This is a genomic window from Marinobacter salinisoli, assembly GCF_017301335.1.
In the GTDB taxonomy this organism is placed as follows: Bacteria; Pseudomonadota; Gammaproteobacteria; order Pseudomonadales; family Oleiphilaceae; genus Marinobacter; species Marinobacter salinisoli.
This window is the reverse complement of the sequence record NZ_CP071247.1, coordinates 3630619-3642828: the sequence shown is the minus strand read 5'-3', so window position 1 is coordinate 3642828 and position 12210 is coordinate 3630619. Positions and strand designations below refer to the sequence as shown.

Annotated in this window: 9 protein-coding genes; 4 read left to right on the top strand and 5 right to left on the bottom strand. The window is 55.1% G+C overall.

Going from position 1 to position 12210, the window contains the following annotated elements; genetic code table 11:
- Positions 1-66 precede the first annotated feature (66 nt).
- The 3 genes from LPB19_RS16650 to LPB19_RS16640 all read left to right on the top strand — a co-directional run bounded on the left by LPB19_RS16650 (position 67) and on the right by LPB19_RS16640 (position 1682).
- Positions 67-852 carry a lysozyme family protein gene (locus LPB19_RS16650; protein WP_206643995.1) on the top strand — a complete coding sequence of 262 codons (786 nt, stop codon included), beginning with the start codon at positions 67-69 and terminating at the stop codon, positions 850-852.
- A gap of 98 nt (positions 853-950) precedes the next feature.
- The gene (locus tag LPB19_RS16645; RefSeq protein WP_206643994.1) at positions 951-1334 is read left to right on the top strand and encodes a hypothetical protein; all 384 of its coding nucleotides are present in this window, start codon (positions 951-953) and stop codon (positions 1332-1334) included.
- Positions 1335-1358: 24 nt separating this feature from the next.
- A complete protein-coding gene (locus LPB19_RS16640) occupies positions 1359-1682 on the top strand; it encodes a hypothetical protein (RefSeq protein WP_206643993.1) in 324 nt (107 codons plus the stop codon).
- A 53-nt stretch (positions 1683-1735) separates the two neighbouring features.
- Here the strand turns inward: LPB19_RS16640 and LPB19_RS17185 are convergent, their stop codons facing one another.
- The 3 genes from LPB19_RS17185 to LPB19_RS16625 form a co-directional block, all read right to left on the bottom strand.
- Positions 1736-3265: a M28 family metallopeptidase gene (locus LPB19_RS17185; protein ID WP_206643992.1), complete on the bottom strand. Its 1530-nt coding sequence runs from the start codon at positions 3263-3265 to the stop codon at positions 1736-1738.
- A 757-nt stretch (positions 3266-4022) separates the two neighbouring features.
- Positions 4023-6293 carry an ankyrin repeat domain-containing protein gene (locus LPB19_RS16630; RefSeq protein ID WP_206643991.1) on the bottom strand — a complete coding sequence of 757 codons (2271 nt, stop codon included), beginning with the start codon at positions 6291-6293 and terminating at the stop codon, positions 4023-4025.
- A gap of 53 nt (positions 6294-6346) precedes the next feature.
- Positions 6347-6970 (bottom strand): hypothetical protein, encoded by a 624-nt coding sequence (locus LPB19_RS16625; RefSeq protein ID WP_206643990.1) that lies wholly within the window; start codon positions 6968-6970, stop codon positions 6347-6349.
- Positions 6971-7429: 459 nt separating this feature from the next.
- Here LPB19_RS16625 and LPB19_RS16620 point away from each other — a divergent pair, with 459 nt between their 5' ends.
- The gene (locus LPB19_RS16620) at positions 7430-7951 is read left to right on the top strand and encodes a metal-dependent hydrolase (RefSeq protein WP_206643989.1); all 522 of its coding nucleotides are present in this window, start codon (positions 7430-7432) and stop codon (positions 7949-7951) included.
- A gap of 298 nt (positions 7952-8249) precedes the next feature.
- Here the strand turns inward: LPB19_RS16620 and LPB19_RS16615 are convergent, their stop codons facing one another.
- Both LPB19_RS16615 and LPB19_RS16610 read right to left on the bottom strand, forming a co-directional pair.
- Positions 8250-9986 (bottom strand): extracellular catalytic domain type 1 short-chain-length polyhydroxyalkanoate depolymerase, encoded by a 1737-nt coding sequence (locus tag LPB19_RS16615; RefSeq protein ID WP_206643988.1) that lies wholly within the window; start codon positions 9984-9986, stop codon positions 8250-8252.
- A gap of 323 nt (positions 9987-10309) precedes the next feature.
- Entirely contained in the window at positions 10310-11797 is a 1488-nt protein-coding gene (locus tag LPB19_RS16610) for a M17 family metallopeptidase (RefSeq protein WP_206643987.1), read from the bottom strand.
- Positions 11798-12210: the final 413 nt, after the last annotated feature.

The window sequence follows — 12210 nt, the reverse complement described above, 5'->3', positions numbered from 1 at the left end:
GGTCTAGACTCTCCACTAGCGTGTGCTTTCGGCTGGCGAGGGCACAGCGATACCGGGAGGGTAACCATGACAACGTTCCTGAAACCGCGTATTCAGCGAATTCAGAGGCACCTGGGCATCACCGCTGATGGCGTTATTGGTGTCGAGACCCTGACGGCCATTGAAAACCAGTTGTTCGGGCCGCCCAGCGGACTGGAACTGGCGGCCGGCGAGTCACTGGTGGTGTCCAAACAGGGTTTGAAAAAGCTGGTCGACCACGAGATCAGCTCCCCCGCGTACTACCGGCGTCATCTCTGTTCCCCGGTTTATCCGGGAGGGCAATCCGGCGTCACCATCGGTATTGGCTACGATCTCGGATACAACACCGCCAATCAGATCCGCAGCGACTGGGCGGGTCTGATCAGCGACAGCGCGTTGGAACAGCTGATGGTGGTGTGTGGGCTCAAGGGCAGTTCGGCAAAGTCGGTCATCAGGAACCTTGGCAGTCTCGACATCCCGCTTGATGCGGCCGAGGAGGTGTTTTACCAGTGCACCTTGCCGCGCTATGCGAAAAAAACCGCACAGGCCTACCCCGGTGTGGAAACGCTCTTTCCGGATGCCCAGGCCGCCATGCTGTCGCTGGTTTATAACCGGGGCACCCGAATGTCTGGCGCCCGTCGGCGAGAAATGAAAGCGCTCCAGGACTGGGTCAAGAACCGGGATTACCAGGCGATGGCCGAAGCAATCCGGGCGATGAAGCGCCTTTGGGTTGATCAGGGGCTGCCGGGCTTGCTCAAACGCCGCGACGACGAAGCAAAACTGGTGCTGGGAGCCGACAGGGAGTACGCCGACGACGAGCTGATTCGGTTGTGAGTCGTCAGCAAAGGGGGGGGTTATCCCGGGCGGGTGTAGAGTCCTGCTCCATGAACCGATATGATCTGCGGCCATCGCACCGCTTCGGACGAGTCTCTATGAAATTTCCCAAGGTCACCGTCATTCTGGTCACTGGCGCATTGCTGTACGTTCTGTGGGAGCAGTATCAGGCGCCCTCCGAACCCGTGGAGGCCAGCCGGTTCGAGAATCTGCGGGCCAATCCCGTGGAACGCAGCGTGGTGGTGGACTATGTGATTGAGCAGGCCCCAGCGTTGTGCCAGCAGACCACCGGAGAGGCTGCCGGAACTGACGCCCATGCCGGGTGTGTGCAACAAAGTGAAAGCCGCACCTCGCCCTGTCGCCGGACCATGTACGACCAATTTCCCGAGATTATTGCCTCTGACAGGGTGTTCCGGGATCTCTCAATCAGCATGATGAACTGCCTGATGCCCCGGTCCGGGGTGATCGACCCGGCTTCCTAATCACTCCGATAAGGCCCGTCCAATATGTCTGAAGACCCGCTCAAATCCCTGTCCGACATCGTCAGCGATGCCCATGCAAACATTCAGGCCGCGCATGAACACATCAACCCCGTGGTGGAGGTGCGCCGCGGCATGCGGGATTCTGGCATTCCTGCCGATGTCATCACCCTGGATTGCCTGCGCACTCGCCGGCGCATCACGCTGATTCTCCATGACGAACAGCCCGGAGTGCTGCTCTACCAGTTCATCACCATCGAGGAAGAAGTAGGGGATAACTTTCAGGGGATAGCGTTGGCAGAGGTCAGTGCGAAAAAGCTGTGTGAATGGATGGTGGAATACTTTGGCTGAGTGCCCGGCTCCTCAGGCCTGAAGAGCCGGGCTGTAAACGGTTAGTAACCCTGTTACTTCACGAGTTTGTTACCTTTGTACTCCATGTCATTCTTGAACTTGCCGAGGCCTTTGCCCTTATCGGTACCGTTCACGGATGACGTGGTCATGGCGAACGTCAGCACCGCATGAGCCACCGCGTCAGACATCTGGTCCAGTGCTTCCAGGCTGATGTTGTCGAAGGTGTCGCACGCCAGGTGGTAGCAGGGATCGTACTGATCACCGGCAGTGCCGCCGTAGAGTGCCGCTTCATCCGGGGTTTTGATGCCTTCGGCCCCGGTGAAGAGCCCCCCGGCCGGAATGCCGACGGCGATGAACGGGCCGTAATCGGAACGACCGTCGAAGGCGGTCGGTTCCACCGGCAGGCCCACCTCAGAGAAGTACTTCAGGAATACGCTTTCGATTACCTTGGAACCGTTCGGCCCCGCCTGGGGCGTGTCTGAACCATCGCCGTCATAAACGAAACGAACGAAGTTCGGTGAGCCGATCATGTCGAAGTTCAGGTTCAGGGCAATGTTCTTGATGTCGCGATCACTGAGATTCGCCACATAGAACTCGGCGCCCAGCAGACCCGCTTCTTCCGCACCCCACCAGGCAAAGCGAAGCTTGTTACGCGGTGTGATGCCCAGGCTGGCAAGCTGGATGGCCGTTTCAAGAATCGCCGCCGAACCACTGCCGTTGTCCTGAATCCCCGGCCCCTCGGCCACCGAATCCAGGTGTGCACCAACCACCACCACCCGGTCATCGCGGCCTTCGGTGGACTCGGCAATCACGTTCGAGGTGGTGCGGATTTCCGAGGCTGCATCCACCAGCATTCGGGCGGCTACTCCTCCGGCGGCCAGTTCGGTGCCTACCTCAAAGGAGGCGCCGACAACCGGTACGGTAAAGCCCGGGCCGCCCAGGGTGCCCAGGAAGTTGTCGGTTCGGCCCGGTTGGCCTTCATTAAAGATGATGACCCCCACCGCGCCGGCGTTCTCGGCATTCGTTGCCTTCTGTGCAAAGGAACACGAACCGCGCTGTATCACCGCAATGTTGCCTGCGGTGAAGCCGGCAAAATCCTCGGCTTCACAGCCGCTGGTCGAGGTGTTGGCGTCCGGTGCCGGGGGCAGTACCAGATCGACACCTTCCGCTATCGCCGTCACGTCTCCACTGCCAGAGTACGACATGGTGGCGAAGCCATTCGGAACGCCAAAGTAATCGTAGAGTTTTGGTGAGGGGGCGATCTGTTCCAGCGTGGCAGGAATATTTTCCTCAAAGAAAGGAAAGTCGAATTCCTGAATCGTTACCTCATAGCCCGCGGCGGCCATCTGACTGGCAACGTAATCGACCGAGGCCTGATAGCCGGGTGACGAGGCCTCCCGTGTGCCTCCGTTGGCGTCTGCGATGGCCTGGAATTCCGCCTGATGGCTACGAACACTTTCCAGGGTAACGGCTTCACGCAAGATGTAGGTTTCCGGCCCGACAGCTGCAGACGCGGGCAGGCTCGCTGCCCCCGCCACCACCAGTGTCAGGGATGAAATGTACGTATAGGGTTTATTCTGCATAGTACCTGCTCCGTGTTCTCTGTTGTTTTTGTCTCTTACCTTCCTGATACATCAGGTATTTTCGGACTGTCGAACACGACGATACCCGTCCTAAGCGTACCAGCAACCGCGGACTCCGCTAGTTTTTGACGAATAAAGGTTTTGCCTCGGTGGCGCGTGGCGCTGTGTTCAGGCGGTGAGGCCGGCCGGGGCGCGTTGATTAGCTGGGTATGATGCCGTTGCCGACGAGTAATGGCTGAAGGGGTATGTGTCGGAAAAAACTTCATAAGCGACTACCCGGTCAATTAATCATCGTTTTGCCGGAGGCCCCGGGATTGAAGGCAGGGGAGTATCTTTCAAGCCTGTGCTCACAAAGTTATCCACAGATTTTGTGGGTAAGCCTGGTGAGCGGATGGTGATGGCGAGTGTTCCTGTTGCCATATTTTGGCCGGCACTCTTTTTCTCCCACCTAATTAAACAAAAGCGGACATTCGAAGCTCTTCGTTTTCTATTATTTTTCGACCCGTTTCGGCGAGTGATGCACATTGCATAAGATCGGAATGAATTGGAAAGTTGGGGGCAGGTCACAGCGGTTTAGAAAATTCGTTGGAAACAAGCCGCGCGGTGATGACGTAGCTCACGCTTCGACGATCATGAAGAGACAGGTGGACGGGAGGATCGCAGGGCCTGCTCACTAGCCCTGCCAGAGATTGTGTATAAGAACGGCGCATAGAATACGCTGAGAAATTTCCAGAGCAGATGGTCTGAGATCTGGCACTTACCTGACGTTCTGCATATGCTCCCGAATGAGGGCAACGATTCGGTAATGATTTCGCTGAGCTGCCTCATCTTCAGCTGTTTTCCCAAATTTGTTTTTGATGTCAGTCCGGGCACCATGCTTCAAAAGCAGCTTAACTATGTTTTCTCTATTGTTGACGCCCGCAATCATCAGAGGTGTTACCAATTGATCGTTTAGGGTGTTGGGATTGGCACCCGCTTGAATCAGCTGGATGACTATGGTTGCATCAGCGCTATGCTTAGTTCCGCCATCATTTTTCTTTCGAGCGGCGTGGTGAAGGGCTGTCCAGCCCTCATCATTCTTAACTTCGAGATTCGCTCCAGCTGCAAGCAAAGCTTTGACCGCTTCTGATCTACTGCTGGCTACCGCACGCATCAATGGGGTCGCCCCCTTTTCACCAGGAAGATCTGGATTAGCGCCTGCCGCCAACAAAATCGTACGGATTTCTGGGCGATCAAACTCAATGGTGTTGTAGAGAGGCGTTACAAAATTGCTTTTCCTTGCATCGGGATTCGCTCCAGCATCTAACAACAGTCGAGCTATTTGTTTGTCATGGGTTCTATTGCCAATATCGGTGGGAATAGTTGTGAGGTGCAGGGCAGTAAGGCCAAGATCGTTCGTTGCTTCAAGGTTTGCCCCTCCTACGATTAAGGCTTTAACCGCTTCGGTGTTACTGCTCATGACTGCACGCATCAGAGGGGTCATCCCGCTTTTATCAGCGAGATCTAGGTTGGCGCCCGCGGCAATTAATCTATTAACGGCTTGTTCATTCCAGTCTACAACAGCTTGCATGAGAGGGGTCGATCCTTCTGGTCCCGGAGTGTTGGGATCTGCTCCAGCTTTAAGCAGGATATTCCGGATTTCCGGTCGATTGAACACGAAGGTGAGGAAGAGCGGGGTTGGAACCTCATCGCTTTTGATATTGGGATTAGCCCCTGCATCAATTAACAGTTCTGCGAGCTGTGGATCATTAACTCTGTTGCCTGTTTTGGTGCTGGCAGCCGTATAGTGCAAAGCCGCATAACCGTCGCTGTTTGTCGCGTCGAGGTCGGCGCCGGAATCGATGAGTGCTTTCGCTGCCTCAATATTGCCAGTCAAGAAGACGGCCATCATAAGTGGTGTATCCCCATTCGCATCTGTTAAGTCAGGGTTAGCGTCACTCTCAAGCAGTATGCTTCTTACCTCGGCGCGATTATAGATGATTGATTTGAATAGAGGAGTTTTCTTGTTGTCTTGGTGGGCATTTAGGTTTGCTCCACTTCTAATCAACATTCGAACGATTTGGGCGTCGTTTGATCGGTCACCCACATCAGCAGGTAATACAGCAATATGGAGGGCGGTTTGGCCCCTATCGTTCTTCCGTTCAAGATACGCTCCGGCGGAAATTAATGCTTGAACAGCATGAGTGTTGCCATTTAGGACGGCGAACATCAGGGCTGTCATGCCATCCTCATCCGATGCATCTGGGTTTGCTCCTGCTTCAAGAAAAAGCTGGAGAATATCCGGTCGATTAGATGCAATTGCCTCAAAAATTGGGGTCGAGTCGTCTTTTTGCCTGGCATTCACGTTGGCGCCGGCGCTAATCAGCAATTGAGCAAGTTTCGTATCGTTGGCTCGGTTAAAGTAACTCGAATCAATCGCAGTGAAGTGAAGTGCAGTCAGTCCGTCTCGGCTTTTAGCTTCTAAATTGGCCCCAGATGAAATCAAGAGTTCTGCTGCAGCAATGTTTCCTTTCAGCACGGCATGCATAAGTGGCGTCCATCCTCCATCGTTGGCGAGATCGATATCTGCATGGCTCTCCAATAGCTCTGACATGTACTCAGTTTTCCCCGGGACGCCAGAGAGTGCGATCAACAGGCTATTGTTTTGGTCGTCCGCGGGAGCATCGACATAAAAAGACGCTGCTTTCAATTCAGACGAAAATTCATGAACCGAAATGGTTCCTTCTTGAATCTGGGCTAGCAGTTGTTTTGCTCTGAGGGTGCTCTTTTCTACTAAAGCTTGCGCCCAACTGTAAGTTTCACTGCTTTTGGGCGCGTTTAATCCCAACGATACGGCTGATTGTCCTTTTTCGTCTGGTTTGAAGGGGTTGATACCCGCTTGCACCATTTCTCTTGCGCTTTCAACATCATTTTCAGAGAGCGCCTTCATTAAATTTTTTTGCGATGCGCATCCTGAAAGCACGATGCTGATACTAAGTAATGTAGCGATATGGAGTCGCAGAATTGGAAAAAATGCGGTTTTTCTCATGAATACACCGTAGATTTCAGGAGTGAAAATTTGGAATCAAAGCAGCAAGGAGATCAATCGTAAAAATAGCCCCAGTTGCCGATAATCTTTACTTTTAGCCCATTCTCGATCTTTGGATATGTCTCGCCAGGGTGATAAATAAGGTAATCCCACTGAGTTAAGCCGCTGGCCGCGTCTGCTTCCAAGGCCCACTGTTCAGCTCCAAACTCAGCTAACCGATAAGGCTCTCTAACGATCTCAAGGGGAGGTAGCTTGGCCGGCATCTTGGGCAAGTATTCGGGAATAAGAGAGTCTAACGAAGTTGGAACGTGCCCCAATTTTTTAACATAGGCCTTCATTGCCTCAGTCACTGGCTTCGCTCGTTCCACCGCCAGCTCAAATCCGAGTATCCTTAGCTTTTCAGAAGCATAAATCCCCAGCACGAAACCAGCTACGCAGCCGAACAAAACCTGGGTGTTCGTTGTGCGCCTTATTGTTGGATCTTGTTGTATTGGTGCTAGACGAGAAGTTACACGAATGACTCCGACAAACGTCAGCACCAAAATGAGTACCAGAAAATATCCAATTCCGGAAACCGCCCAGCTACCGGTTCCATAAACCACCTGAATACCGGGCAACAAAATTGGCAGTGCCGTGAGCGCTGCAAACCCGCACGTATTGATAAATTTTTGTTTCAACGAAATCCCTTACTGCAATCTGTGTTTTCAGATTAAAGAATCATTGTCTTGTTGTTTCCTATCCTGACGTAGGTGGAGGCATTAATCCAGAGCGAAACAGGGTGTAAACAATTCGAATTCAAATACTTCTGTTTTGGGCGTCTTGCTGGTAGGAATTTTCCCGGTCATGGGCATTCCGTCAGGAACTCATCGTAATGATTTGACATTGTGATCTCGATGTTTAGTGTGGTTCGCAGTTCAACTAAAGCGAGCATAGTTTCAGCCAGCCACACGGCAGTTTCTAAAATTGGCTTCGTATTTTTCACAGCCGGCCTATTGTTTGGCGCAATTGTCATACTGGTTTTGGTTGTACACGCTTTCAAAAGACGGAGTGAGACTTACGCTAGCTGAATTGCTTCAACTTCGTCTTAAAGTTGTTACCGAACCGAAGATCTTTGGCACCTTCATCAAGAGGAATATATGCCTTTCACACCAATCCATATGGGCCCTGGAATCCTCATCAAATCGCTATTGCAGGGAAGTTTTAGCCTGATGGTGTTTGGCTGGTCTCAGATTGTAATGGATATACAGCCGCTGTTCGTGATGATTACCGGTGAGGGTCATCTTCACGGGTTTTCCCACACATTCGTTGGTGCGACCTTGCTCGCGATTGCTGCGGCCCTTTCCGGAAAATATCTTTCGGAGATTGGGTTATACCTGCTGTTGAGAGATCGTGAGGCATGGGGCGTCATAGGTTGGCCGGTTGCGTTCTTCTCCGCTTTCACTGGAGCTTTCAGCCATGTTGTGTTGGACGGGATAATGCATGCAGATGTTCAGCCGTTCTTCCCCGTTGCCTCCAACAATCCGTTTCTTGGACTTCTGACTATCGATGCGTTACACGGGGCTTGCCTTATTAGCGGAGCGGTTGGCGGTATTGTTTACTTTGGGTTGCAAATACTGCGCGGCGAATTTCGCTTCTCAAAACCACTGAAGCTGGATTAGTAGCGCGTGCAAGTGGATGAAATATCAGTGATGGCAACAAAAACCAGTTTAAAATTTGGTAGAGCTGGGCTTGTCGGATTTAGTTCGCGAGAGGGAAGCGGGTAAAACGGCCATTCTGAATGTCCGCTTTGCGACCTGAACGTCCCAATTATGGTGGCAATCTCCGGCCACAATATGGGGCATGACCAGCGAGGAGTGTGGGCTGGTGACGATGGAGGGCGGTGCCTTGCGGTGGAGTCGGGGGCGCACCTGCGAACAGGTGTGCCCCGCTAAGCCGTCGCGCTGAATGCGCTGGGACTTAATTACATTGTCCGGCTTCGAACACGCCCTCTGATGTCTCTTTTACCCAGGCGTAGGTGCCTGACAAGGCGCCAAGGTAGTCGTTACCACCCACGGTGTAATAGCCCGCGGCGTAGTAGGCTCGATTGGCGATGTCGTGGTTCAGGTTGCTGTCGTTCCAGTCCTGACAGGCCGGCTCGCTGCCGCCACCAGTGCCTCCGGAGCCAGTGCCACCGCAGGCTTCAGGCTTGACGGTGTACCAGAGGCCCGGGTCGCCCTCGTACAGGGTGACCAGCGTCCAGGTATCGAAAGAGCCACCGATATCCACGTTGTCCCCCGTGGCAAAGGCACGCAGGTTGGAGGTACCTCCGGCGTACGCCCTGTCGAACAGAACATGGTAGTAGGGGGCCGCAGTGACTTCCTCACAGGTTGCCGTGGACGCGTTCGGATCATAAACGATCACTGCCCGGTCTTTGGCCGTGGTGTTGCCGTCACTGTCTGTGGCGGAGTAGTTGCAGCTGTATGTGCCCACGGTTGTTGTGTCTACCTGGCTGCAGTCCGATGTCACCGTCAGGGAGCCGTCCTCGGCATCCTCAGCAGTCGCGCCGGGATCGGTAAAGGCGCTGTTCAGCGCAACGTCCATGGGATTGTCGCCGATCAGGGTTATGGCGGGCTGACCGCTGGGCTGCGAACCGTCCCGGCTGTGGCGGCTGAAGAATTCCCAGATGATATCCGGATAGCTGGGGCCAACCCGCACCGACCATCTGCCATTGCCGCCATTCTCTCCGCCTACCCAGTAGTGGCCGTGATCCGTGTCTGTGGTGTCCGGTGTGGCCAAGGGTCCGTCCAGGAATACGGTCTCAACCACTGAGCGTGTGCCCATGGTGCCGTCCTGTGTATAGCGGGTGTGTATGCAGCTGTGATTGTTCTGATAGTAGGGCGCGCAGGCGGCTGAACCGGCTTCCGCGTCCGTCGTGGTGGTGTAGGGCGTGGTTCCGAAAACCTGGAGGTGGGCATCGCGGATATTTTCGGCGCCCTGCTGCAAAACCGTACAGTCATTCTTGTTCTGCAGAATCATGGTCGGAATCGGATAGCTGTCGTTCAGCTCGGCCTGCATGTCGGACACCACTCGGGATACCGGATGAAATGTCGCGCTTCCCGGACACTGTCCGGATAAGGAGACAGACGCTGAGTCTTCACCGTAGGGCAAGCCCGCCGCCGGTGCCGCTGCCGCCCAGTATTCGTTGTGCGCCACGGCCGCCACGGCGGTCATCGCGCCACCCGAGGACAGGCCCGTGATGAAGCGGCGGTTGGGATCAATGCTGTAGTTTGCTTCCACCGCCAGGGCAATCTGGCGCAGATCCTCCACCTCGCCGGCACCTTCATGGCGATGGTGATCGAACCAGAAGCCCCAGCAGTTCTCGTTACGCAGTCCGTCGTAGCTGGTGATAAATGGTGCCACCAGAATGAAGCCGTACTTGTCGGCTGCGGCTTTCATGCCCCAGTCGGTCAGAACGTCGTCATTGGTCTGCTTGCATCCATGCAGAGCCATCACCATGGGCGCGGGAGTGGCGACGTTGGTCGGCACGTAGACCTTGTAGTTTCTGCTCCGGGACTGGTTATAGGCTTGTTGTGGCAGGGTGTAGGAGTCGGTCTGGCCAGCCACCGAATGGGCTGCCGGCAGCATCAGGCTGGCAGACAGGGCCAGCGTAGACGCCGCGGCCACGAGACGTGGCACGAACGATAGTTTTGGCATGTAAAGCTCCTTATTGGATTTATTGTACGGCCGTACCAGCTCAAGAAATTATCGTGCCAGCTTTCTTGTTGTTGAAAGATATGGGTTTTTGGTTATTTAGGTTGCGCAAGAGATGGTGGATGTCCGGAATCTGGGACGATGTGTCTTGGGGAAAGGACGATATGTATTTGTTGGTGGCATATATGCCTGTGGGTGTTCGTGCGATCAAATTATCGACACAAATCGGCAGCGCTTGAGTTGCGGGGGGCGGAGCGACCTTTCAAGCGTGTGCTAACACAGTTATCCACAGTTTTTGTGGGTAAGTGGGATGTTCAGGCCGCCAGCTAGGACTCGGTGAATCGTTTGAGCCATTCGACACCAAATCGTACTCCGAAGCCCTGAATCTCGCTGGGGATGGCGCCCAGGCCGCCCTTGTGTGCGCTGGTAGGGGCGATGTCGATGTGCAGCCAGTCGATGCCGCTTGCCACGAACTGGCTCAAGAACCGTGCCGCGTAAATGTGGTCGCCCGTGCCTTCCACCCGGCATTGCAGGGTGTCGGCAACGTCGGATTTCAGGTCCTCGTCGTAATCGTCCTCGAAAGGGAACGGCCAGACCCGTTCGCCACACTGCTCCCCGGTCTGAATGATGGGTTCAATCCAGTCTCGCCGGTTGGTAAAGCCGCCGGCAATGCGTTGCCCCAAGGCGCTCACGCAGGAGCCGGTCAGGGTGGCGTAATCCACAATGACCCGGGGTTGTGAGCGGGAGGCGAGCGCGAGAGTGTCGGCAAGCACCATACGGCCTTCTGCATCGGTATTGACGAGTTCGATGGTGGTGCCATTCATGGCGGTGACCACGTCATTGCTTTTGGCTGCCCTCGAGCCGATGTGGTTTTCCGCCAGCGCCAGCCAGCAATCGACGGGGTGCTGGAACTTGAGTCGTGTCAGTGCGAGCAGGGTTCCCAAAGCCACCGCGCTGCCCTGCATATCCCCGTTCATGCCGCGCATGTGGCCACCCACTTTCAGATCGCTGCCGCCGGTGTCGAAACAGATGCCTTTGCCGGCCAGCGCAAGGGGCGGCTGGCCAGTATCGGAAGCGCGGTACTGAAGATGCAGTATGCCGGCATCCGGCTCCGGGCTGGCCTGCACCACCGATAAAAAGGCACCCGCTCCGAGTTCTTTCAGCTGATCAATATCATAGAACCGGGCTTGCCATCCCTCACGTTGGGCAAGCGCCTCGGCATAGTCCCGGTATAACCCGGGTGTCAGGTAGTTACCCGGCAATTGCGTCAGCCAGCGGGCCAGATTATTGCCCTCGGCCGTTGCTTGAATGCCTCGCAAATCCGCGTTATCGAATTCGCCATAGAAATTCATCGCGCGCAGTCCGGCGGTTTCATCCGGCTTACTCGAGATTTTGGGTAGCCTGAACAGACGGGCAATCGCGGCGGCAACCATCGCTTCGGCCATGGCGCTGGCCCTGTCGATGTTGCCGAGGAAAGACACCACGTTAATGCTTGAGGCGCGTTCGTTCACCAGGGGTTCCAGGGTTTTGCGCGCCAGCGTGTGATAGCGAAAGGTATTTGGAGTATCCGGAACCTGCAGGATGGCTGTGCGGTTGCCCCGGGGGCCACTCAGCAACACCGGGTTGGTGGCTGTGGAAAAGTCCGTCAGACGTAGCGCGAGGAAATCGCCCCACGGAGCTTTGAGTACGGATTTTCGGTCTGATTCCGGTATCAGCAGCACCACGCTGACACTGGTGTCGAAGTCCCACGCAGCGGGGACCCGGTGGTCGGTGTCGATTTTCAGTTCTGGCAACTGGGGAAGGTCAAGTTTCATGGCGGCCCTCTGCGGTGGCAAACGATGCCTGACTCAGAGCATAGTCGCGATCCGTCGGTCTGCCACGCGGGCCAGTCTGTTGCCGCTTTTCTAACCGTTCTGGCTCAATGTTTCTGACCCTGGTTGTTTTCCACTCACTTCAGGCGCACGCCTGCTAACCGGCGCTTTGCCGTTCCTTTCCCGTCAGTGCTAACAGAGTTATCCACAGATTCTGTGGGCAACTTGCCCCGTGCCGCCGGTGGACAATTTTCGTGGCACCGTATTGTGGCCGGCTCGCTCTTTGGCCACCGAATGAACAGCCTGAACTCGGCGGCAGGAGTTTAGAGCGATGTAGTCGTTTGCGAACCACGCCCTTGCTGTGCAAATCGCCCCCATGAATACTGACTGCATTCTTTGTTCGGGCAATGCCGGTG